Consider the following 23,057-nt stretch of genomic DNA (forward strand, 5'->3'; position numbering starts at 1 on the left):
CCAGTTTCAGCGTCCACCGCAAAATCTCCTGTGGGAGCGAGCTTGCTCGCGATGGCGGTGGACCTGCTTACATCCCTTATGCCAACCCCAAAAACCGACTCAACGCCTCACGCTGCGCCAACGCATCCTGGCGTCCCAGCTCGATCAGTTCGCTGCAATACCCCGACTCGAACAACAGGTAACTCAGCACCCCTGCGCCACTGGTCTTGGTCGCGCCCGGCCCGCGCAGGAATAACCGCAACGCACGGGGCAGTTCCTGGCGATGGCGGGCGGCGATTTCGTCGATCGGCTGGCTCGGGGAAATCACCAGCACGTCCACCGGCGCCGCGCCGAGGGCGTGGGCCGGTACGTCATCGGGCAGCAGGTGACTGAACCCGTTCAGGCGCTCAAGCAACTCGATGTCGCTTTCCAGGCTGTCAATGAACGTGCTGTTGAGCATATGGCCGCCGATCTGCGCCAGGGTCGGTTGCAGGCCGGTATAGCTGCGCTCGGTGGGATCCTGCCCGCCAGCACCACGGGGGTTGCCGCTGACGCCGATCACCAGCACCCGATTCGCCCCCAGGTGCAAGGCCGGGCTGATGGGCGCCGATTGCCGCACCGCGCCGTCACCGAAGTATTGCGGGCCGATCCTGACCGGCGCGAACAACAAGGGAATCGCCGAGCTGGCCAGCAGGTGCTCCACCGATAACTGCGTCGGCACCCCGATACGTCGATGGCGCAGCCAGGCATCGATGGTCCCGCGCCCCTGGTAGAAGGTGACGGCCTGGCCGGATTCATAACCGAACGCCGTCACCGCCACCGCGCGCAGTTGCTGCTCGACGATGGCCTGTTCGATGCCCGAGGCGTGGAATTGGGCCTGGAGCAGTTCGCGCAATGGCGAACTGTCGATCAGCGCCACCGGTAACTTGGCCCCCAGGCCCAACAGGCTGTGGGTAATGAACCGCGTCGCCTGGGCGATCACGCCCCACCAGTCACTGCGCATGACCTGATGGCTGCGCACCGCTTGCCAGAACGCCGTCAGCCGCTCGATGGCGGTCTTGAAGTCCATCGCCCCGCTCGCAAGGCTGACCGCGTTGATCGCCCCGGCCGACGTGCCGACGATCACCGGGAACGGATTGTCCGCACCGTCCGGCAACAATTCGGCGATGGCCGCCAGTACGCCCACCTGATACGCCGCTCGAGCCCCGCCGCCGGAAAGAATCAAACCTGTAACCGGTTCAGCTGGGGTCATCGCAATGCTCCGTGCTCAAGGTGCTGCTGAAAAATGGCGGACTACCGACTCAACCGCGTTTGTCGTACAGCTTCGGCTCGCCCGGTGGACGGCTCTTGAAACGCCGGTGGGCCCAAAGGTATTGCTCGGGACAATCACTCACCGACTGCTCGACCCACTGGTTGATGCGGATGCAATCGGCCTCCTCGGTCTCACCCGGGAAATCCGTCAGCGGGGCCTGGATCACCAGGCGATAACCGCTGCCGTCGGCCAGGCGTTCCTGGATGAAGGGCACCACCAGCGCCTTGCCCAGGCGGGCGAATTTGCTGGTGGCGGTGACCGTCGCGGCCTGGATGCCGAACAGCGGCACGAACACGCTCTGCTTGGCGCCGTAATCCTGGTCCGGCGCATACCAGATCGCCCGCCCGGCCCGCAGCAGCTTGAGCATGCCACGCACGTCGTCACGCTCCACGGCCAGGGAGTCGAGGTTGTGCCGCTCGCGGCCGCGGCGTTGGATGTAGTCGAACAGCGGGTTCTTGTGCTCGCGGTACATGCCATCGATGGTGTGCTGCTGGCCGAGCAAGGCCGCGCCGATTTCCAGGGTGGTGAAATGCAGTGCCATCAGGATCACGCCCTTGCCCTCGCGCTGGGCCTGCTTGAGATGCTCCAGCCCTTCGACATGGGCCAGTTTCGCCAGGCGCGAACGCGACCACCACCAACTCATGGCCATTTCGAAAAAGGCGATGCCGGTGGAGGCAAAGTTTTCCTTGAGCAGACGCTTGCGTTCGGCGGCGGACTTTTGCGGGAAACACAGTTCCAGGTTGCGACGGGCGATGCGCCGTCGGTCGCCGGCTACTCGATACATCAGCGCGCCCAGTGCGCGACCGACCCGCAGCAACAACGGATAAGGCAATTGAACGATCAGCCACAACAGGCCCAGGCCGCACCACAGCGGCCAGAAACGCGGATGAAAAAATGCAGCTCGAAAACGCGGGCGATCCATTACAGCTTCCATTAGGACATGGGCCGCGCATTCTACATTGTTCGACCCGGGTTGCGGCTGGCGGACGATCTCGTTATAAGTCTCGGCACTTTTAGTGACAAGCCGTTGTACGCCGACCATGAGCCAAACCGAACCGCTAGACCAAGATCCCGTGTTCCAGCTGAAGGGCAGCATGCTCGCCATTACGGTGCTGGAGCTGGCCCGCAACGACCTGGAAGGCCTTGACCGGCAGTTGGCGGCCAAAGTCGCCCAGGCACCGAACTTCTTCAGCAATGCACCGCTGGTGCTGGCCCTGGACAAGCTGCCGGCCGGCGAAGGCGCGGTGGACCTGCCAGGCCTGATGCGCGTTTGCCGCCAGCACGGCCTGCGCACCCTGGCGATCCGCGCCAGCCGCATCGAAGACATCGCCGCCGCCATCGCCGTGGACATTCCGGTGCTGCCGCCGTCCGGCGCCCGGGAGCGCGTGCTGGAGCTGAGCCCGGTCGAAGCCAAGAAAGCCCCGGAAAAACCACCAGAGCCCACCATCAAGCCGACGCGTGTCATCACCTCGCCAGTGCGCGGCGGGCAGCAGATTTATGCCCAGGGTGGCGATCTGGTCATCGTGTCCTCGGTCAGCCCGGGGGCGGAACTTCTCGCCGATGGCAACATCCATGTATACGGCCCGATGCGCGGTCGTGCGCTGGCCGGCGTCAAGGGCGATACGAAAGCCAGGATCTTCTGTCAGCAATTGAGCGCTGAACTGGTCTCCATCGCCGGGCAGTACAAGGTCTCCGAGGATTTGCGCCGCGATCCGTTGTGGGGGGCCGGCGTTCAGATCAGCCTGTCGGGCGACGTGTTGAACATCATTCGGCTTTAACGGATACTGCCGCATTTTCCAAGCATCTCTAAAACGAGCGAAAACGGCTTAAACGACGTAGGAAAAAGGATCAGGCAGTGTTTACCGGAGGTAGACCCCGCCCGACATCCGATTCCAGCCAAGCCTGTCCAATTGCAGCAGTTTTCCAGAGATGTTTTTCAGGGGCTGAAAAAGTCCTTTTTCCTTAGGGGTGAAACACCTTGGCCAAGATTCTCGTGGTTACATCCGGCAAGGGTGGTGTGGGTAAGACCACCACCAGCGCCGCTATCGGTACCGGCCTCGCTCTGCGCGGCCACAAGACAGTCATCGTCGACTTCGACGTCGGCCTGCGTAACCTGGACCTGATCATGGGTTGCGAGCGTCGCGTGGTCTACGACTTCGTCAACGTGGTCAACGGCGAAGCGAACCTGCAGCAAGCCCTGATCAAGGACAAGCGCCTTGAGAACCTCTACGTGCTGGCCGCCAGTCAGACCCGCGACAAAGACGCGCTGACCCAGGAAGGCGTGGAAAAAGTCCTGATGCAACTCAAGGAAGACTTCGAGTTCGTGGTGTGCGACTCCCCGGCCGGTATCGAGAAAGGTGCCCACCTGGCCATGTACTTCGCTGACGAAGCGATCGTCGTGACCAACCCGGAAGTGTCGTCGGTGCGTGACTCCGACCGCATGCTGGGCCTGCTGGCGAGCAAATCCCGTCGCGCCGAGAAGGGCGAAGAGCCGATCAAGGAACACCTGCTGCTGACCCGCTACAACCCGCAACGGGTCAGCGATGGCGAAATGCTGGGCGTCGAAGACGTCAAGGAAATCCTCGCCGTCACCCTGCTGGGTGTCATTCCGGAATCCCAAGCGGTACTCAAGGCCTCCAACTCCGGCGTACCGGTGATTCTCGACGACCAGAGCGACGCCGGCCAGGCATACAGCGATGCCGTCGATCGCCTGCTGGGCAAAACCGTGGAGCATCGTTTCCTCGATGTAACGAAGAAAGGTTTCTTCGAGCGCCTGTTTGGAGGTAGGTAATGAACCTTTTTGACTTCTTTCGTGCCAACAAAAAGCCCAGTACCGCCTCGGTCGCGAAAGAGCGTCTACAGATCATCGTGGCGCACGAACGCGGCCAACGCAGTACCCCTGACTACCTGCCGGCCTTGCAGAAGGAACTGGTGGAAGTGATCCGCAAATACGTCAACATCGGTAGCGATGACGTGCACGTGGCACTGGAAAGCCAGGGCAGCTGCTCGATCCTGGAACTCAACATCACCCTGCCGGATCGCTGATAGATCCTGCGGGAGCCACGGCGGCTCGGGTCCTGGAGTCCTTCCCACAGGGTTAGGAAAAAAGGGCCCGAGCCGCCGTTGGCGTTTGTAACGAGACTGTTTTCAATGCCCCTGTCCAACATCCGCATCATTCATCAGGACGCCGCCGTCCTGGTGGTCGACAAGCCGACCCTGTTGCTCTCCGTGCCCGGCCGGGCCGACGACAACAAGGACTGCCTGATTACCCGCCTGCAGGAAAACGGCTATCCGGAAGCCCGAATCGTGCACCGACTGGACTGGGAAACCTCCGGCATCATCCTGTTGGCCCGCGACCCGGACACCCATCGCGAACTGTCCCGGCAATTTCATGATCGCGAAACCGAAAAAGCCTACACGGCCCTGTGCTGGGGCCAACCGGAACTGGACAGCGGCAGCATCGACCTGCCCTTGCGCTATGACCCGCCGACCAAACCTCGGCATGTGGTGGACCATGAGCACGGCAAACACGCCCTGACCTTCTGGCGCGTGCTGGAACGTTGCGGCGATTGGTGCCGCGTCGAACTCACGCCGATTACCGGGCGCTCGCACCAATTGCGCGTGCACATGCTGTCCATCGGTCATCCGTTGCTGGGCGACGGACTCTACGCCCACCCGCAGGCCCTCGCTGCCTGGCCGCGCCTGTGCCTGCACGCCAGCATGCTCAGCTTCACCCATCCGCAAAGCGGCGAGCGCTTGCGCTTCGAGTGCCCGGCACCGTTCTGAAGATTCGCATGACCGCCTGTGGGAGCGAGCTTGCTCGCGATGCGGTGTGTCAGTCGATCACCCTGCTGGCTGATCTGACGCTATCGCGAGCAAGCTCGCTCCCACAGGTTGAACAACCAACGGGATGCCCCCCCATCCATCAGCAATACGGTAAACTGCCGCCCATTGCTGTCTGGAGTTTCTTATGCGCGCAGAGTTGAACCAGGGCCTGATCGACTTTCTCAAGGCCTCCCCTACCCCGTTCCATGCCACCGCCAGCCTTGCCAAGCGCCTGGAGGCGGCAGGCTATCAGCGTCTTGACGAACGCGAGACCTGGGCCACCGAGGCCAACGGTCGCTATTACGTCACGCGCAACGACTCCTCGATCATCGCCTTCAAGCTCGGCCGCAACTCACCGTTGCACGATGGCATCCGCCTGGTCGGCGCCCACACCGACAGCCCCTGCCTGCGGGTCAAGCCGCAGCCGGAACTGCAACGCCACGGGTTCTGGCAACTGGGCGTGGAAGTCTACGGCGGTGCATTGCTGGCGCCGTGGTTCGACCGGGACCTGTCCCTGGCCGGACGCGTGACCTTCCGTCGCGATGGCAAGGTCGAAAGCCAGTTGATCGATTTCAAGGCGCCGATCGCCACGATTCCGAACCTGGCCATCCACCTCAATCGCGAAGCCAACCAGGGCTGGGCCATCAACCCGCAGAATGAACTGCCGCCGATCCTTGCCCAGTTCGCCGGGGACGAGCGCGTCGACTTCCGTGCCGTGCTCACCGATCAACTGGCTCGCGAACACGGCCTGAATGCCGACGTGGTACTCGATTACGAGTTGAGTTTCTACGATACGCAAAGCGCTGCGGTCATTGGCCTGCACGGCGATTTCATCGCCGGTGCGCGCCTGGACAACCTGCTGTCGTGCTACGCCGGCTTGCAAGCGTTGCTGAACACTGACACCGAAGAAACCTGCGTGCTGGTTTGCAACGATCACGAAGAAGTCGGCTCGTGCTCGGCCTGTGGCGCCGACGGCCCGATGCTGGAGCAAACCCTGCGTCGCCTGCTGCCTGAAGGTGAAGAGTTCGTCCGCACCATTCAGAAATCCCTGCTGGTGTCGGCGGACAACGCCCACGGCGTGCACCCCAACTATGCCGACAAGCACGACGCCAACCACGGCCCCAAGCTCAATGCCGGCCCGGTGATCAAGGTCAACAGCAACCAGCGCTACGCCACCAACAGCGAAACCGCCGGGTTCTTCCGCCACCTGTGCATGGCCGAAGAAGTGCCGGTGCAGAGCTTCGTGGTGCGCAGCGACATGGGCTGTGGCTCGACCATCGGCCCGATCACCGCCAGCCAGCTGGGCGTGCGCACCGTGGACATCGGTTTGCCGACCTTCGCCATGCATTCGATCCGTGAACTGTGCGGCAGCCATGACCTGGCGCATCTGGTGAAGGTGCTGAGCGCGTTCTACGCCTCTCGCGAGTTGCCATAACCGCCCCGAAGGCATGATGAACCCTGTGGGAGCAAGGCTTGCTCCCACACAGCTTTGCTCCCATACAGTTTTCTTCCCACACAGTGTTTGCCTCGGGAATGAGGGCGATGTGACATACATCAGCACACCCCGGCAAAACCCCAACTAGACTGGCCTTATCCTTCCCTGACAAGGCTGTCGCCATGATCTCGATGTCTTCGTTCAACGCCATGCTGGTGCCCATCGTTGCAGGCATGATCCTGCTGGCCATCGGCTTCAACTTCCGTGACAAGAGCGTCGGGGTCTTTGCCATGTGGATCGGCATGTTGTTGATCCTCGCCACGGTGGTGATCAAGATCCTGAGCAAGCTCAACGAGTCGCTCTGACCCTGCCTCAGGCTGCGGGCGATTGTTCCGGCACAGCTTGCTCCGGCACATCCACGCCGACATGGATCGCATCGTGTCGCCAGAACTCCAGGTCGCAATCGATCAGCCGCTGATGCTGGTCATAGTTGACCCGTGCGATGCGAAGCCCGGGGCTGCCCACCGAGACCTTCAACGCCGCTGCCGCTTCCAGCTGTAAAGAGGTGGGCACGATTTCAAACTTCACCCGGCCGTAGTGCAGGTCGTAATGGCGGGCGTACAGCTCGGTGATGGACTGGTTGAGGTCAAACCCCAAAATGTCCGGAAAATACTGCGGGTTCAGGTAGTGCTCGACGTATAGCACCAGCCGCTCGTCGATACGCCGCACGCGGCAGATCTGGATCACGCTGGACAACGCCGGCAGTTGCAACCAGGCACACACCGCCGCCGAGGCAGGTTGCAGGCGCGCCGAGATCACTTGGGTAGAAGGCACACGCCCCTGGGCTGCGACCATGGCGTGGAAATGGCTGCGCTGCATCAGGTTGTAGGCCAGGCGCGGCGGCGAGACGAACCAGCCCCGGCGCTCCTCCCGATAAATCTGCCCCTGGGCTTCGAGCTGCAACAACGCCTCACGCACGGTAATCCGCGTGGTCCCGAACAATTCACTGAGCTTGCGCTCGGCCGGCAGCTTGCTACCGGGCGCCAGCAACCCGTGGTCGAGCTGCTCTTGCAGGACCTGTCCGATGGCTGTCACCGCTTTGGTTGCATCGATGCGCATCAACGTTACCTATCTGGACTAGACCAGCACTGTTTCGGGGCAAGATCGACTGTCCATCGATCCGCTTCTTGGTCCAGCAAGCCTAGGCACTGCACATGACTGGCAGATGACAGAGCCGCCGAACGGTCGTTTTGCAAGCGTGCAAATTAACGGCCAAGTCCTTTCAGATCAGCTGTTTAACCATGGTCTACGCTTAATTCGCAGGCAACCTCCACGAGCCGGGCATTTCCTGGACCCTCCACCACCGACATCAAAATGTCACAGGGCTCGCCTACATTGGCTCAGGTATTGCTGACCTAGACCAACACAACCGCAATCGCAGCGTTGAAAACGCCCATAGGAGCTTCGGATGAAACAGCTTTTCCTGGCATCACTGTTAGGCTCGACCATTGCCATGTGCACCGCCGCCATGGCCGCTGACACCGATCTGAAAACGTTGGAAGCCGCTGCGAAAGCGGAAGGCGCCGTGAACAGCGTCGGGATGCCCGATGACTGGGCAAACTGGAAAGGCACCTGGGACGACCTGGCCAAGGTCTACGGCCTGAAACACATCGACACCGACATGAGCTCGGCCCAGGAAATCGCCAAGTTCGCCGCCGAGAAAGACAACGCCAGCGCCGACATCGGCGACGTCGGTGCAGCTTTCGGCCCGATCGCGGTCAAGCAGGGCGTGGTTCAACCCTACAAGCCAAGCACCTGGGAACAAGTCCCTGCCTGGGCCAAGGACAAGGACGGCAACTGGGCATTGGCCTACACCGGCACCATCGCGTTCATCGTCAACAAGAAGCTGCTGCACGGTTCCGAAGTACCAACCAAATGGGCGGACCTGAAGACCGGCAAATACAAAGTCTCCATCGGTGACGTGAGCACCGCCGCCCAGGCCGCCAACGGCGTGCTGGCCGCGGCCCTGGCCAACGGCGGTAACGAGAAGAACGTCCAGCCGGCGCTGTTGATGTTCGCCGAAATCGCCAAGCAAGGGCGCCTGTCCATGGCCAACCCAACTATCGCCACGATGGAAAAGGGTGAAGTCGAAGTCGGCGTGGTCTGGGATTTCAACGGCCTGAGCTACAAGGCCAAGATGGCCAACCCGGATGACTACATCGTGCTGATTCCGTCCGACGGCTCGGTCATCTCCGGCTACACCACCATCATCAACAAATACGCCAAGCACCCGAACGCCGCCAAGCTGGCTCGTGAGTACATCTTCAGCGACGCCGGCCAGATCAACCTGGCCAAGGGCAACGCCCGTCCGATCCGCGCCGAGCACCTGACCCTGCCGGCAGAGGTCAAGGCCAAGCTGCTGCCGAACGAGCAGTACAAAGGCGTGACCCCGATCAAGGACGCGGATGCTTGGGAGAAGACTTCCAAGGCACTGCCGCAGGCGTGGAATGAACAAGTCATCGTCGAGATGAAGTGAGGCGCTAGCTCCCGCTCGGATATCCACTGGGCACCCAACTGTAGAAGCGGTCCCTGTGGGAGCAAAGCTTGCTCGCGATAAACGATGACACGGTCTTGAAATTGCACCGTGTCGCCAGCATCGCGAGCAAGCTTTGCTCCCACAGGCCTGCTCTTACAGTGGAGCTTGGAGGATTCGAGTTTTCTGGTATCTGCCCGGAGTCCCGGTACCCATGAAGCACAACGTCATCCTGGTGGTGCTCGACGGTCTCAACCATGAGGTCGCCCGGCATGCCATGGGGCATTTGCAGGCTTACGTCGGCGCAGGACGCGCGGCCCTCTACAAACTGGAATGTGAGTTGCCCGCCCTGTCCCGCCCGCTCTACGAATGCATCCTCACCGGCGTCGTGCCCATTGACAGCGGGATCGTGCACAACAACGTCACACGCCTGTCGAACCAGCGCAGCATTTTCCACTACGCCACCCAGGCCGGCTTGAGTACGGCGGCCGCGGCGTATCACTGGGTCAGCGAGCTCTACAACGTTTCGCCCTTCGTGGCCGGTCGCGATCGTCACACCGACAACCCCGACCTGCCGATCCAGTACGGGCATTTCTATTGGAATGACCACTACCCCGATTCCCATCTGTTCGCCGACGCCGAACACCTGCGTCAGCGCTACCTGCCGAACTTCCTGCTGGTGCACCCGATGAACATCGACGACGCCGGCCACAAGCACGGCCTCGACACCCCGCAATACCGCAACAGCGCCCGCTCGGCCGACATCAACCTGGCGGTCTACCTGCAAGGCTGGCTCGACGCCGGTTACCAGGTGCTGGTGACGTCCGACCACGGCATGAACAACGATCGCTCCCATAACGGTCTGCTGGCCGAGGAACGGGAAGTGCCGCTGTTCGTCCTGGGTGACAGCTTCAGTCTCGATCCCGCTGCGGCACCCAGGCAGACCGAACTGTGCGGCACCATTTGCCAACTGCTCGGCGTCGATCACGACAAACCCTATTGCCAGGAGTTACTCAAGTGAACGCCATGACGCGCGGCAAATGGCTGGCAGCGTTGTGCCTGGTGCCCTTCGCGATTTTCTTCATCGTGTTCCAGATCGCCCCGCTGCTTTGGGTGCTGCTCAACAGCCTGGAATCGGAAGAGTTCGGCTGGGGCCTGGCCAACTTCAGCAAGATCTTCAGTTCCAAGTTCTACCTGCAAGCGATCCAGCACAGCCTGGAGATCAGCTTCTGGTCCAGTGTGTTCGGCATCGTCATCGCCGTGCTGGGCAGCTACTCCCTGCGCCGGGTGGATTCGCGGCTGCGCAACTTCGTCAACGCCTTCGCCAACATGACCAGCAACTTCGCCGGCGTGCCCCTGGCCTTCGCCTTCATCATTTTGCTCGGGTTCAACGGCAGCATCACGATCATGCTCAAACAGGCGGGGATCATCGAGGATTTCAACCTGTACTCGAAAACCGGGCTGATCATCCTCTACACCTACTTCCAGATCCCTCTGGGCGTGCTGCTGCTCTATCCGGCCTTCGATGCCCTGCGCGAAGACTGGCGCGAATCCGCCGAGCTGCTGGGCGCCAACGGCTGGCAGTTCTGGCGCCACATCGGCTTGCCGGTGCTGACCCCGGCGCTGCTGGGCACCTTCGTGATCCTGCTGGCCAACGCCCTCGGCGCCTACGCCACGGTCTATGCGCTGACCACCGGCAACTTCAACGTGCTGCCGATTCGCATCGCCGCCATGGTCTCCGGCGATATTTCCCTCGACCCGAACATGGCCAGTGCCCTGGCCGTGATATTGGTGGCGTTGATGACCGTGGTCACCATCGTCCATCAGTTGCTGCTCAAGAGGAGCTACCATGTCTCGCGCTGAACCGGGCTCCGTCGGGCTCTATCATCGGGCGGTGGTGTACCTGCTGTTCGCCATCCTGCTGCTGCCCCTGGCCGGCACGCTCGTCTACTCCATCGCCAGCAGTTGGTCGGCCACCGTGCTGCCCAGCGGTTTCACGTTCAAATGGTATGTGCAGTTGTGGAGCGACCCGCGTTTTCTCCACGCCTTCGGCCAATCGCTGCTGGTCTGCGTCGGTGCGCTGGTGCTCTCGGTGGTGTTGATCCTGCCGTTGCTGTTCGTGGTGCATTACCACTTCCCCAGACTCGACGCGCTGATGAACATCCTCATCCTGCTGCCCTTCGCGGTGCCGCCGGTGGTGTCGTCGGTGGGGCTGTTGCAACTCTACGGCTCCGGGCCGCTGGCGATGGTCGGCACGCCGTGGATCCTGATCGGTTGCTACTTCACCGTCGCCTTGCCGTTCATGTACCGGGCGATCACCAACAACCTGCAAGCCATCAACCTGCGCGACCTGATGGACGCCGCCCAACTGCTCGGCGCCAGCACTTTCCAGGCCGCGTTCCTGGTGGTGCTGCCAAACCTGCGCAAGGGCTTGATGGTGGCGTTGCTGCTGTCCTTCTCGTTCCTGTTCGGCGAATTCGTGTTTGCCAACATCCTCGTCGGCACTCGCTATGAAACCCTGCAGGTGTACCTGAACAACATGCGCAACAGCAGCGGTCACTTCACCAGTGCGCTGGTGATTTCCTACTTCTTCTTCGTACTGGTCCTGACCTGGGCGGCCAACATCTTGAACAAGGACAAAAGCCAATGAGCTACGTCAGCGTCCAACACCTGCAAAAAAGCTACGCCGGCACGCCGGTGTTCAGCGACATCAATTGCGAGATCCGCAAGGGCGAATTCGTCACCCTCCTCGGCCCTTCCGGTTGTGGCAAGTCCACGCTGTTGCGCTGCATTGCCGGCCTGACCGCGGTGGATGCCGGCCAGATCATCCTCGACGGGCAAGACATCGTCCCGTTGAGCCCGCAGAAACGCGGCATCGGCATGGTCTTCCAGAGCTACGCCTTGTTCCCCAACATGACCGTGGAACAGAACGTCGCCTTCGGCCTGCGCATGCAAAAAGTCGAGGCATCGGACAGCCACAAGCGTGTGCTGGAGATCCTGCGCCTGGTGGAGCTGCATGATTTTGCCGGCCGCTATCCCCATCAACTGTCCGGCGGCCAATGCCAGCGCGTCGCCCTCGCCCGCTCCCTGGTGACCCGGCCGCGCCTGTTGCTGCTGGACGAGCCACTGTCAGCCCTGGATGCACGGATTCGCAAGCACTTGCGCGAACAGATCCGACAGATCCAGCGTGAGTTGGGCCTGACCACGATCTTCGTCACACACGACCAGGAAGAAGCCCTGACCATGTCTGACCGGATTTTCCTGATGAACCAGGGAAAAATCGTACAAAGCGGCGATGCCGAAACCCTTTACACAGCGCCAGTCGATGTCTTTGCTGCCGGCTTCATCGGCAACTACAACCTGCTGGACGCCGACAGCGCGACCAAACTGCTGCAACGGCCGATGAGCGGCCGTATCGCCATCCGTCCGGAAGCCATCGAGCTGAGCCGCGACGGCGAGGCCGATGCGCTGATCCGCAGCCACAGCCTGTTGGGCAACGTGATTCGCTACCGGGTCGAGGCTCGTGGCGTGGAACTGGTGGTGGATGTACTCAATCGCTCGGCCGCCGACCTGCACCCCGATGGCGCACGCTTGTCACTTTCCATCGATCCGTCGGCGCTGTGTGAGGTAGCCTGATGGCTTTATCGATTTTGAAGCTGATCTTGAAGAGGAAAACGCGCTGATGGCCCTGGCAATTTTTGATCTGGACGAAACCCTGATCCACGGCGACTGCGCCACCCTCTGGAGCGAACAGATGGGGCGCCTGGGCTGGGTCGATCCCGAGTCGTTCATGCAGCGCAACAACGCGCTGATGGACGCCTACAGCCACGGCAAGCTGAGCATGGAAGAGTACATGGACTTCAGCCTGGAACCGATGATTGGCCGCACACCGGAAGAAATCGAACACTTGGTGGGGCCTTGGGTGGAAGACTTCATCGAACCGATCATCTTCAGCGACGCCACCAAGACCATCGCCGAACACCGCAAGGCCGGTGACCGGATCCTGGTGATCTCGGCCTCGGGCACGCACCTGGTCAAGCCGATTGCCGAACGCCTGGGCATCGACGAGATCCTGGCCATCGAACTTGAAGTGACCCATGGGGTGTACAGCGGCCAGACCGTGGGCACCCTGACCTACCGCGAAGGCAAGATCGCGCGGCTGCTGGACTGGCTGGATGCCGAGGAAGAGAACCTGGAAGGCGCAAGTTTCTATTCAGATTCGCGCAATGACCTGCCGTTGTTGCAGCGGGTGGATTTCCCCCACGTGGTGAACCCGGACCCGGTATTGAAGGCCCACGCTGAACTGGCCGGGTGGCCAATCCATACCTGGAAATAAGCAGCCTCGTGTGGGAGCGAGCTTGCTCGCGATAGTGGTGGATCAGCCGGCATTGATTTATCTGATACACCGCCATCGCGAGCAAGCTCAGCTCCCACAGGTTCAGGTTCAGGTTCAGCCCAGCAGCAGCAGCCACAGGCTCCAGCCGAGCAACAACACACCGCAGAGACGACTGAGCCAGAGTCCCTGCGGCAGGTTTTTCTCCAGCAAGATGAAGGCACCGATCACTGCCACCCAGAGCAGGTTCATCACGCCGACCACAAACAGCAGGCCCATCAGGGCCCAGCAGCAGCCCAGACAATAAGCGCCATGGGCCAGGCCCATGCGCCAGCCGCCGAGTACGTTGGGGCGCCAGTAGCTGAGCAGAAAATGCAGCGGCCCGCGACAATGCTCAAGGCAGACCGCCTTGCTTGGCAGCCACTGATAGATACCTGCAACCAGCAGCAGACCGGCGCCCAGCGCGGTACTGGTGCTGCGCATCCCCGGACTGAGCAGGGCGAGTTGCTCGAGCGCCCATTGCAGCGCCGTGGCGCCCAGGGCGAAACCGGCCCAGACCAGGACATAGGCACTGCAGAACAGCAGCAGGGCCAAGTGTCGCTGCGGTGCCGGCATGCGCTTGCGCAGCATCTGCTGGTAGATCAACAGCATGGGCAAAGTGCTGGGCAGCATCATGCCGACCATCATCACCACCCACATGGCGAACATCAGCAGCGCATCGGCCAGGCTCCAGGGCATGAGCATGCCGCCCATTGCCGTATCAGCCATGCCGCCCGGCGCACTCATGTCGTGGGCCATGCGCAACAGCAGCAGCCAGGCCAGGGCGGTCAGCGCGAGCAGGCAGAGCAGGAGCAGCCACTGCTCGACCGTCAGTCGATTGCTCGGCGTCGCCGCCTGAGGTTCGGCCATTACGGCTCTATGCCATGGCCGGTGAAGTGCACGTGGGCGAGGTGGCTATGACTGCTCTGGGATTGTAGTTTCAGGGCAGAATGCGTCTGGTAGCTACCGCTGGCCACTTCGGCCTCGAGGAACTCGAAGCCGTTGGGCAGGGACAGGCGGACTCGATGAGGGGAGCCGTCGATCGGGCTGCGGATCGGCTCGCCGCTGGCCTGCAGCACGCCTGGAATGTCCAGGTGCGCCAAGCGCTGATCGACATCGATAGAGAGGGTGATGGGCACGAACAGCGGTTCGAACGCTTCACTCATGGTGCTACTGAACACCTGGAACACGTTGGCCCCAGGGTCGCTCTCCAAGCCAGAGAGGATGGTCAACAAGGACTGGCGCTGCGCCTCGTCGGCGCGTTCATCGATGAACACCTGGCAACTGCCGTTGCCCTCATGGATGGCACCCGGCCAAGCGAAGGTGGCGGCCCAGCACAAGCCGTCCAGCGCCACCTGATTGAAATACCCGTGTTCCACTCGCATCGACGCCACCGCCTGGCAGTGACCATGGGTCGGTGGCGCATCGAATTGGCAGGGGCAGCCCCAATTGCAGTTGCAGGCAACGAACTCGACGCCCTGCATGCGCCATTCGGCGATGGCCATGATCAACCTCTTCACCTGGCGGGTGAAATGAAAGCTGCGGTTACCCCATCCCCCATTAGTTAACGCTAGCAGCGCGCGCGCATCGGATACGGGCTGCCGACCGAAGGTCAGCTTGCCCGTAGGCGCCGGTCAAAAGTTCAAACCACTGTCGAGAGGGATGGGGGTAGCTGTCAGCGACAAACCCTGGCGCTAGAGCCCGCAATACACCTGCATCGCATTCATGGCCGTGTCATCCCCGCTGCCCTGGTCAGGCTCCACCTTGGTTCGGAACCCCCTGATCTTTTTGTAACCGGTGCCATCGAGGCAACTGTAGAACCCGGTCCAATCTCCCCATGCGACTGGCGGGTCGCCTACGAGGATTTCCGACCCACAATTCATCTTGATATTGCCGGCGGCGGTATCGTCCTTCGAGCCCTTTTCTTTGTCCCGGCCCTGAAAGCGTTCCACCTGAATGGCAAATGCGATGGCTGGTGTCTCGCGACACACATGGTCCCGGCCCCAGCTTCCCCACTTTCCTTCAAGGCTTTGGATATAAGTGGCCGCCCCGTTGACTCCGCTCTTGCAGATAAGCTGGACCGCATTCAAAGCACTGTCGTCGCCGTTGCCCTGATAGGGTTCACTTTTGAGTCGGAACCCCCAGACATATTGCCCCTGGGGGCAATATGCAGCGGCGCCCCAATTGCCCCAGGCGCCTTGTTCCGATGTGTCTGACGGCACTTGCCCTCGGGCAGCCCCGCAGGCCATCAGTGAGAGCGTGAAAAACAGCATGTATCTGGCAGCGTAAGCGGACATGGCAGCACCCTACCTGAGTCTGGAAAAGACTGATCGGAGAGACAGCCGACACTCTCGCACCCCACTCTAGAATGGGGTCCGAAAGGCGTCTACTGTCAGACTTGACAGGGTGTCTTGCTATCCGGCACGTCAGTGTTTCTGGAAATAATGACGTCTGTGGGAGCGAGCAAGCTCGCTCCCACAGGTCTGCGCACGGTTTCCGAAATCAGCTCAGGCTCTCATCGATCACCAACACCAGCTTCCCGGACACCTGGTTGGTCGCCAGTTCCGCGAACGCTGCTTCGGCGTCCTTGATGGCGAAGGTCTTGGCCAGTTGCGGGCTCAGGCGTTTGTCGGCAAACAGCGGCCACACCTGTTGACCCAGTTCGCTGATCAGGTCGGCCTTGAACTGCTCGTCACGGCTGCGCAAGGTCGAGCCAAGCAATTGGATGCGCTTGCCCAGCACCTGCGCCAGATCGAGCTCGGTCGAGCGCCCGCCCATCAGCCCGATCAACACCCAGCGGCCGTCAACTGACAAAAGTTTCACGTTGAGTTTGGCGTAGCTGCCGCCCACCGGATCGAGGATCACGTCGAACGGACCGAGATCGTTCAAACTCTCCAGGCCATCGGTGCGTACCACGCCGCCCTGGGCGCCCAGTGCCTCGCAATAGGCCAGCCGCTCGGTCGAGCCGACACTGACCCAACATGGGTTGCCGAACGCCTTGCACAGCTGGATCGCGGCCGAGCCGACGCCACTGGCCCCGGCGTGCAACAGTACTTTTTCACCCGGCTTGAGCGCCGCCAGCTGGAACAGATTCAGCCACGCGGTGCTGTAAACCTCCGGCAGCGCGGCCGCTTCAGCCAATGACAAACCCTCCGGCACCGGCAATACATGCCGGCCATCGACCACCACCTCCTCGGCCATCCCGCCGCCGGCCAGCAACGCGCAAACCCGATCACCCACCTGCCAGGACGAGCCCGGCCCGACCTCGCTGATGACTCCGGCACATTCCAGCCCCAACACCTGGCTGGCGCCGGGTGGCGGCGGGTAAAGTCCGGCTTTTTGCAGCAAATCGGCCCGATTCAGGCCCGCGGCTGCCACACGAATACGAACTTGCCCGACATCACACGCCGGGCTCGGCTCATCTGCCCATACCACTTGACCTTCAACGCCTTGCAATGCTTTCACAGTGCCTCCATAGTGAGTCTCGACTGGGCCCGCTGCTTCAACGCCGGGCTTTCTTGCATTATGCGCCCGGGCCACATGGAACCGGCGACTTCAAAGACGGCCTAATATGCGTTATCAATTGTCCCTGCGTCGAATCAGCATGAAGCATCTGTTCCCCAGTACCGCCCTCGCGCTAGTCATTGGCCTCGGCCTGTTACCGTTGTCGAACGATACGTTCGCAGCCAACAGCTGGGACAAGCTTCAGCCCGATCGTGACGAGGTGATTGCCAGCCTTAACGTCGTCGAGTTGCTCAAGCGCCATCACTACAGCAAGCCGCCACTCGATGATGCGCGCTCAGTCATCATCTACGACAGCTACCTGAAGCTGCTCGATCCGTCGCGCAGTTACTTCCTGGCCAGCGACATCGCTGAATTCGACAAGTGGAAAACCCAGTTCGACGACTTCCTCAAGAGCGGCGACCTGAACGCCGGGTTCACCATCTACAAGCGCTACCTGGACCGCGTGAAGGCGCGTCTGGACTACGCCATTGCCGAGCTGAACAAAGGCGTCGACAAAATCGATTTCAATACCAAGGAAACCTTGCTGGTCGACCGCAAGGACGCCCCTTGGCTCAAAAGCACAGCCGAACTCGACGACCTGTGGCGCAAGCGCGTCAAGGACGAAGTGCTGCGCATGAAGATCGCCGGCAAGGATCCCAAGCAGATCCAGGAAACCCTGACCAAGCGCTACAAGAACCAATTGGTTCGCCTGGACCAGACCCGCGCCGAGGACATTTTCCAGGCGTACATCAACACCTTCGCCATGTCCTACGACCCGCACACCAATTATCTGTCGCCGGATAACGCGGAAAACTTCGACATCAACATGAGCCTGTCCCTGGAAGGCATCGGTGCGGTGCTGCAGAGCGACAACGACCAGGTGAAAATCGTGCGCCTGGTCCCGGCGGGCCCTGCGGACAAGACCAAACAGGTCAGCCCGGCGGACAAGATCATCGGCGTCGCCCAAGGCAACAAGGAAATGGTCGATGTGGTCGGCTGGCGCCTGGACGAAGTGGTCAAGCTGATCCGTGGTCCGAAAGGCTCGGTGGTGCGCCTGGAAGTCATCCCGGCCAGCAATGCGCCGAACGACCAGACCAGCAAGATCGTGTCCATCACCCGTGAAGCGGTGAAGCTGGAAGAACAGGCAGCGAAGAAATCGGTCCTCAACCTCAAGCAGGACGGCAAGGACTACAAGCTCGGCATCATTGAGATCCCGGCCTTCTATCTGGACTTCAAGGCCTTCCGCGCCGGGGATCCGGACTACAAGAGCACCACCCGCGACGTCAAGAAACTGCTGACCGAGCTGCAGAAGGAAAAAGTCGACGGCGTGGTCATCGACTTGCGCAACAACGGCGGCGGCTCCCTGCAGGAAGCCACCGAGCTGACCAGCCTGTTCATCGACAAGGGCCCGACCGTGCTCGTGCGTAACGCCGATGGCCGGGTGGATGTACTGGAAGACGAAAACCCCGGTGCGTTCTACAAGGGGCCAATGGCCTTGCTGGTCAATCGCCTGTCCGCGTCGGCCTCGGAGATTTTCGCCGGCGCCATGCAGGACTATCACCGTGCGCTGATCATCGGCGGCCAGACCTTCGGCAAAGGCACCGTGCAGACCATCCAGCCGCTCAACCATGGCGAACTGAAACTGACCCTGGCGAAGTTCTACCGGGTTTCGGGCCAGAGCACCCAGCACCAGGGCGTGCTGCCTGACATCGATTACCCGTCGATCATCGACACCAAGGAAATCGGTGAAAGCGCCCTGCCCGAAGCCATGCCGTGGGACACCATCCGGCCTGCGATCAAACCCGCCGTGGACCCGTTCAAGCCGTTCCTGGCCCAACTCAAGTCCGAGCATGACACCCGCACGGCCCAGGATGCAGAGTTTGTCTTCATCCGCGACAAGCTGGCCCTGGCGCAGAAGTTGATGATGGAAAAAACCGTCACCCTCAACGAAGCCGATCGTCGCGCGCAGCATTCCGACATCGAGGCCAAGCAACTGACCATGGAAAACCTGCGTCGCAAGGCCAAGGGCGAAGAGCCGCTCAAAGAGCTGAAGAAAGAGGACGAAGACCTGATCACCGAGCCAGAGAAAACCAAGCCGGAAGACGATGCCTACCTGAGCGAGACCGGGCGGATCCTGCTGGATTACCTGAAACTCAACACGGCGATCGCCAAGCACTAAGATGATGGCCATTTAATGGTGATGCTCGTCGGAGTGTCATCAAACTGACATCAGTCTGTCGTGAAATACAGGACTGGGTGCCGCGCACCCGGTCCTTTTTTTATCGCCAGAGATTGCCATGACCACGACAGAACAGCTGAGTGCCTTGAGTTCGATCCTGGCTCAAAGCGGTTTGCACAGCCTGTTCCAACCGATCATCTGCCTTTCCGAACGGCGCATCGTGGGTTATGAAGCCTTGACCCGCGGCCCCTCCAACAGCCCGTTGCACTCCCCCATCGCGCTGCTTTCCGTGGCACGCCAGGCCGGCCGCCTCAGCGAACTGGAGTTGGCCTGCCGCCGCAGCGCCTGCCAGCGCTTCAATGAGCAAAAGCTGCCGGGCAAGCTGTTTCTCAACGTCTCGCCTGAGTCGCTGCTGGAATCCGCACACCAGACAGGGCGCACACTGCAGCTGCTGCAGGACTTCGGCATTGCCCCCAGCCAGGTCGTGATAGAACTGACTGAACAAACCCCCATCGATGACTTCCAGCTCCTGCAAACCGCGCTGCATCATTATCGTGCGATGGGTTTCTCGATTGCTCTGGACGACTTGGGCGCCGGTTATTCGAGCCTGCGGTTGTGGTCTGAATTGCGGCCCGATTATGTGAAGATCGACCGGCATTTCATCGACGGCATCCACCAGGACGCCCTCAAGCGCGAGTTCGTGGGCTCGATCCTGAAAATCGCCCGGGCCTCCCGCGCCCAAGTGATTGCCGAGGGCATCGAACTGCCGGAAGAACTGGCGGTGCTGATCGAAATGGGCGTCGACCTGGTCCAGGGCTATCTGCTGGCCCGGCCTCAGGAACAACCGTCACGCGACGCCAGGGCGCTGATGCCCAAGCAGGACAGCGGCGTGGCGGCGTTGAGCGATGAGGTCAACGACCTCAGTGCGCTGCTCAACGAACAACCGGCAGTGGCCCACAACACACCGACAGCCACCGTGCTGGAAGCGTTTCGTCGCCAGGCCAACCTCAACTCCCTGGCAGTGCTGGATGATCAAGGCCAGCCCTGCGGCATCGTTCACCGCCATTCGCTCTCGGACGCCTTGCTCAAACCCTTCGCCACCGACCTGTTCGCCCGCAAACCCATCAGTCGCTTGATGAGCGACGACTTTCTCGCGGTAGAGTTGAACCAGTCACTGCAACAAGTCAGCCGCCTGATCACCAGCCGCGCCCGACAACGCATCGAAGAAGACTTCATCATCACCCTCAACGGCGGCTACCTGGGCCTGGGCCGGGTGATCGATGTGCTCAAGCTCATCACCGAACTGAAAATCCAGCAGGCCCGCTACGCCAACCCCCTGACCCTGCTGCCGGGCAACGTCCCGATCCAGCAATGCCTCACGCGCCTGCTGCAACAACGGCAGGAATCGGTGATCTGCTACGTGGACATCGACAGTTTCAAACCCTTCAACGACATCTACGGCTACGGTCGCGGCGACGAAGTCCTGCTGTGCCTGGCCCAATGCCTGAACGAACGCATCGACCCCAGCCGCGACTTCGTCGGCCACATCGGCGGCGACGACTTCCTGCTGGTCCTCGGCCCGGAAGAGTGGCGCAGACGCCTGGACCAGCTACTCAGCGACTTCCAGACCCACTGCCGCCGCTTCTACCGCCCCGAGCACCTGGAGGCGGGATGTTTTACGGCGTTGAACCGACAGGGCGTTCGGCAGGAGTTCGCGTTGTTGTCGCTATCGATTGGGGTGGTGCATCTGCGTGCCGAGGCCTGCGAAGAGTTGGATGCCAGTCAGTTGGCTGAGCTGGCTTCGCAGGCCAAGCATCATGCCAAGGAGATTCTGGGGGGGAGTGTGTATTTGGTGGATGGTTTGGCGGAGCGGGAGGCGGTGGTGGCGTTGGGATTGTCAGGGTGAAGCATCTGGCGCGGCCCCGTGGCGAGGGAGCTTGCTCCCGCTGGGCTTTGTAGGAGCTGGCGAAGCCTGCGATCTTTTGATCTTGATCTTGATCTTTCGCTTGAGATTCAACTGCCTGGGAAAAGATCGCAGCCTCGCTTCGCTCGGCAGCTCCTACAGGCCGAGTAGGAGCAGGCCCCCTCGCCACGAAAAACGGTGCGGTGGAGGGGTGATTAAACATTTGCCCTATCTGAACTACCAGGTTGCTGGATCTTCCTGGCTGGCCTTATGAAGATCCTCGCCCCACTCTTCTGCTAAATACTTATAGATATCCTCAAAGAAAACTCTGAAATCCTCCATTTCATCCCATCCCGGCGGAAGGGCTGAATGTGAAACCACTTCGTGTTCGAACACCTCACCAAAGTCATACTCCGGATCGTCGAGTGCAATTGCGAGCACACAAAAAAATAAAAACTTGTGACGATAGCTTAGATTTCTAAAACGATGGACCACGTACTTATAAATCAGCTTTTTCCGATCTTCGGCACATTCGAGAACATACTGCGATAATTCCTCACCCAGAGTTTCTTCGCAATCATATATTTCGAAACCACCGAGAAAATGACTAATCTGAGGATCATAAGGACGATCAAGAAACGGATGCATCAGCATCAAAACCTCCTACAGGATAAGCAGTGACCGGACGTAGCGTTTCGTAATCGAACCGGACTTCGAATACATTGATTTCGCTTTGAAATATTGGATTCTCTCTGTCGTTTACGTTGGGTATGTATCCCTGCCCAACCTTGGGCATATACATGCGCACGACTGGATTTCCTCTCTTGTCTTCACCCGTAAAACGGGGAAGGCCTCTTGCTTCTCGAGTCAGTGCTTCATTTATGGCTTGATGCTGTATTCGAAAACTATTGAACCTTGTACTACAGTTAGCGTACCACTGCCTCGGCTTGGGGGACTTTACATTTTCGGCGTGGCTTTCTGTTGAACCTCCATCAGGTGTATACGAGCCGTATCTTCTGGACTTTCTCAAATGCAATCTCTCTATGAGTTTAGAATTCTGGAGCACTCTCTGACTGATAGCGCTTGAGGCAACTCAGCAATACTTCCATAAAGTGTCGCTGATCATGAATTTCCTGATCAAAATATGTATCCATATCTTCAAACAAATCATCGAAGGCGTCACCAACTTCCAGATAATAGTTGATTGTTTCAATATATTTATCCTGCGCGCCGAGCGGATAACGCAAAAACTCCGGCCTAAGCAAAATATCAAACAACTCAGAGAGCTCAGAATCGATATTTATGTTTTTTGAAACTATCACTTCCTCCCGCCTCTCGTCGCAAACATTCTCAATATTAAATACAAACAACAACCCGATCAGCGGCATCATGCTTGGTTTGGGTTTCATTTTTTCGGCCCTGTATAAACAGCTATTAGATCATCATTTTGATTCAATATTACTGAGAGCGCCGCCAGGGACGCTCCGCATTCTGCTTCTGAAAGGTGACGCAGAGCGTAACGGGATGTGTTCCCACGCAGAGCGTATAATTCCGTCTTTTGTGACAGAACTCCTTTTCGGTAATTCAGCTATACATAATCCCAAGTAGACTTATCCTCAGACTCAGCCCTCCGGAGATCATCCGCCCATAGCTCACTCGCCAGTCTGTATATATCTTCAAAAAAAATTCTTGGATTGTCCATTGTGTCCCACCCGTTGGGTAGCGATGAGCACTCCTGACAATCATGTTCTAGTAAAGCCTGAAAATCATAACCGCTGTCTCGCAGCGCCTCTTCTAAACTTTTATGTAATGCAAATTTTTGCCTGTACGTTATTTTCCAATTTTTAGACAGCGAGTATTTTAAGATTAGCGCCTCTCGATCTACTGGGCTGTTGGGGTCATATTTTTCAAGCTCCTCCCCCAGCGTTTCTTCTCGATCATATATGTCAAAACAACCCAAAAAATACGCAGGTGTGGGTACATACGGTTGACCGGTGCATGGATCGATCATTTTA

24 protein-coding genes are annotated in these 23,057 nt (G+C 60.0%); 14 read left to right on the forward strand and 10 right to left on the reverse strand.

Annotated elements, in window-relative coordinates; genetic code table 11:
• Nucleotides 1–76: 76 nt before the first annotated feature.
• Together KI235_RS22370 and KI235_RS22375 are read right to left on the reverse strand one after the other, a co-directional pair.
• Nucleotides 77–1,231, reverse strand: coding sequence for a patatin-like phospholipase family protein (locus KI235_RS22370; protein WP_003204535.1), 1,155 nt, complete (start codon nucleotides 1,229–1,231; stop codon nucleotides 77–79).
• 49 nt (nucleotides 1,232–1,280) lie between these two features.
• On the reverse strand, nucleotides 1,281–2,213 hold the full coding sequence (locus KI235_RS22375) for a lipid A biosynthesis lauroyl acyltransferase (protein ID WP_003204537.1): 933 nt from the start codon (nucleotides 2,211–2,213) through the stop codon (nucleotides 1,281–1,283).
• Nucleotides 2,214–2,331: 118 nt separating this feature from the next.
• Here KI235_RS22375 and minC point away from each other — a divergent pair, with 118 nt between their 5' ends.
• The 6 genes from minC to KI235_RS22405 all read left to right on the forward strand — a co-directional run bounded on the left by minC (nucleotide 2,332) and on the right by KI235_RS22405 (nucleotide 6,916).
• Nucleotides 2,332–3,069, forward strand: coding sequence for a septum site-determining protein MinC (gene minC, locus KI235_RS22380; RefSeq protein ID WP_003204540.1), 738 nt, complete (start codon nucleotides 2,332–2,334; stop codon nucleotides 3,067–3,069).
• Between the two features lie 200 nt (nucleotides 3,070–3,269).
• A complete protein-coding gene (minD, locus tag KI235_RS22385) occupies nucleotides 3,270–4,082 on the forward strand; it encodes a septum site-determining protein MinD (protein ID WP_003179114.1) in 813 nt (270 codons plus the stop codon).
• Entirely contained in the window at nucleotides 4,082–4,336 is a 255-nt protein-coding gene (minE, locus tag KI235_RS22390) for a cell division topological specificity factor MinE (protein WP_003179111.1), read from the forward strand. The genes minD and minE overlap by 1 nt, the downstream gene beginning before the upstream one ends.
• Before the next feature lie 105 nt (nucleotides 4,337–4,441).
• Nucleotides 4,442–5,077 (forward strand): RluA family pseudouridine synthase, encoded by a 636-nt coding sequence (locus KI235_RS22395; protein ID WP_003204542.1) that lies wholly within the window; start codon nucleotides 4,442–4,444, stop codon nucleotides 5,075–5,077.
• Between the two features lie 184 nt (nucleotides 5,078–5,261).
• Nucleotides 5,262–6,551: a M18 family aminopeptidase gene (locus KI235_RS22400; RefSeq protein ID WP_003204544.1), complete on the forward strand. Its 1,290-nt coding sequence runs from the start codon at nucleotides 5,262–5,264 to the stop codon at nucleotides 6,549–6,551.
• Nucleotides 6,552–6,733: 182 nt separating this feature from the next.
• Nucleotides 6,734–6,916, forward strand: a complete 183-nt coding sequence (locus KI235_RS22405) for a hypothetical protein (RefSeq protein ID WP_003204546.1) — start codon at nucleotides 6,734–6,736, stop codon at nucleotides 6,914–6,916.
• 7 nt (nucleotides 6,917–6,923) lie between these two features.
• Here the strand turns inward: KI235_RS22405 and KI235_RS22410 are convergent, their stop codons facing one another.
• A complete protein-coding gene (locus tag KI235_RS22410; protein WP_003204548.1) occupies nucleotides 6,924–7,670 on the reverse strand; it encodes a UTRA domain-containing protein in 747 nt (248 codons plus the stop codon).
• 349 nt (nucleotides 7,671–8,019) lie between these two features.
• Between KI235_RS22410 and KI235_RS22415 the strand changes: the two genes are divergently transcribed.
• The 6 genes from KI235_RS22415 (at nucleotide 8,020) to KI235_RS22440 (ending at nucleotide 13,420) form a co-directional block, all read left to right on the forward strand.
• Entirely contained in the window at nucleotides 8,020–9,087 is a 1,068-nt protein-coding gene (locus KI235_RS22415; protein ID WP_003204550.1) for an ABC transporter substrate-binding protein, read from the forward strand.
• Between the two features lie 211 nt (nucleotides 9,088–9,298).
• Nucleotides 9,299–10,105: an alkaline phosphatase family protein gene (locus KI235_RS22420; protein ID WP_003204551.1), complete on the forward strand. Its 807-nt coding sequence runs from the start codon at nucleotides 9,299–9,301 to the stop codon at nucleotides 10,103–10,105.
• Between the two features lie 5 nt (nucleotides 10,106–10,110).
• Nucleotides 10,111–10,947 (forward strand): ABC transporter permease subunit, encoded by an 837-nt coding sequence (locus tag KI235_RS22425; RefSeq protein WP_161796657.1) that lies wholly within the window; start codon nucleotides 10,111–10,113, stop codon nucleotides 10,945–10,947.
• A complete protein-coding gene (locus KI235_RS22430) occupies nucleotides 10,934–11,734 on the forward strand; it encodes an ABC transporter permease (protein WP_013694043.1) in 801 nt (266 codons plus the stop codon). Before KI235_RS22425 ends, KI235_RS22430 begins: the two co-directional genes overlap by 14 nt.
• The gene (locus KI235_RS22435) at nucleotides 11,731–12,720 is read left to right on the forward strand and encodes an ABC transporter ATP-binding protein (protein ID WP_003204557.1); all 990 of its coding nucleotides are present in this window, start codon (nucleotides 11,731–11,733) and stop codon (nucleotides 12,718–12,720) included. Before KI235_RS22430 ends, KI235_RS22435 begins: the two co-directional genes overlap by 4 nt.
• Before the next feature lie 46 nt (nucleotides 12,721–12,766).
• Nucleotides 12,767–13,420 carry an HAD family hydrolase gene (locus KI235_RS22440; RefSeq protein WP_013694044.1) on the forward strand — a complete coding sequence of 218 codons (654 nt, stop codon included), beginning with the start codon at nucleotides 12,767–12,769 and terminating at the stop codon, nucleotides 13,418–13,420.
• Between the two features lie 114 nt (nucleotides 13,421–13,534).
• Here KI235_RS22440 and KI235_RS22445 read toward each other — a convergent pair whose 3' ends face one another.
• The 4 genes from KI235_RS22445 to KI235_RS22460 form a co-directional block, all read right to left on the reverse strand.
• Nucleotides 13,535–14,326: a DUF2182 domain-containing protein gene (locus KI235_RS22445; protein WP_212795303.1), complete on the reverse strand. Its 792-nt coding sequence runs from the start codon at nucleotides 14,324–14,326 to the stop codon at nucleotides 13,535–13,537.
• Nucleotides 14,326–14,961, reverse strand: a complete 636-nt coding sequence (locus tag KI235_RS22450; protein WP_212795304.1) for a DUF1326 domain-containing protein — start codon at nucleotides 14,959–14,961, stop codon at nucleotides 14,326–14,328. Before KI235_RS22450 ends, KI235_RS22445 begins: the two co-directional genes overlap by 1 nt.
• Before the next feature lie 189 nt (nucleotides 14,962–15,150).
• A complete protein-coding gene (locus tag KI235_RS22455) occupies nucleotides 15,151–15,753 on the reverse strand; it encodes a hypothetical protein (RefSeq protein WP_013694046.1) in 603 nt (200 codons plus the stop codon).
• A gap of 205 nt (nucleotides 15,754–15,958) precedes the next feature.
• Nucleotides 15,959–16,921: a zinc-binding dehydrogenase gene (locus KI235_RS22460; RefSeq protein WP_003204563.1), complete on the reverse strand. Its 963-nt coding sequence runs from the start codon at nucleotides 16,919–16,921 to the stop codon at nucleotides 15,959–15,961.
• A gap of 139 nt (nucleotides 16,922–17,060) precedes the next feature.
• Here KI235_RS22460 and KI235_RS22465 point away from each other — a divergent pair, with 139 nt between their 5' ends.
• Both KI235_RS22465 and KI235_RS22470 read left to right on the forward strand, forming a co-directional pair.
• Nucleotides 17,061–19,139 carry a carboxy terminal-processing peptidase gene (locus KI235_RS22465; RefSeq protein WP_013694047.1) on the forward strand — a complete coding sequence of 693 codons (2,079 nt, stop codon included), beginning with the start codon at nucleotides 17,061–17,063 and terminating at the stop codon, nucleotides 19,137–19,139.
• A 118-nt stretch (nucleotides 19,140–19,257) separates the two neighbouring features.
• Entirely contained in the window at nucleotides 19,258–21,045 is a 1,788-nt protein-coding gene (locus KI235_RS22470; RefSeq protein WP_212795305.1) for a bifunctional diguanylate cyclase/phosphodiesterase, read from the forward strand.
• 234 nt (nucleotides 21,046–21,279) lie between these two features.
• Here the strand turns inward: KI235_RS22470 and KI235_RS22475 are convergent, their stop codons facing one another.
• The 3 genes from KI235_RS22475 to KI235_RS22485 all read right to left on the reverse strand — a co-directional run bounded on the left by KI235_RS22475 (nucleotide 21,280) and on the right by KI235_RS22485 (nucleotide 23,053).
• Nucleotides 21,280–21,696: a hypothetical protein gene (locus KI235_RS22475; RefSeq protein ID WP_053163120.1), complete on the reverse strand. Its 417-nt coding sequence runs from the start codon at nucleotides 21,694–21,696 to the stop codon at nucleotides 21,280–21,282.
• 395 nt (nucleotides 21,697–22,091) lie between these two features.
• Nucleotides 22,092–22,451, reverse strand: a complete 360-nt coding sequence (locus tag KI235_RS22480; RefSeq protein ID WP_053163122.1) for a hypothetical protein — start codon at nucleotides 22,449–22,451, stop codon at nucleotides 22,092–22,094.
• Between the two features lie 179 nt (nucleotides 22,452–22,630).
• Nucleotides 22,631–23,053 carry a hypothetical protein gene (locus KI235_RS22485; protein ID WP_081001168.1) on the reverse strand — a complete coding sequence of 141 codons (423 nt, stop codon included), beginning with the start codon at nucleotides 23,051–23,053 and terminating at the stop codon, nucleotides 22,631–22,633.
• Nucleotides 23,054–23,057: the final 4 nt, after the last annotated feature.

Source organism: Pseudomonas sp. St386, from assembly GCF_018325865.1.
Lineage (GTDB): Bacteria > Pseudomonadota > Gammaproteobacteria > Pseudomonadales > Pseudomonadaceae > Aquipseudomonas > Aquipseudomonas brassicacearum.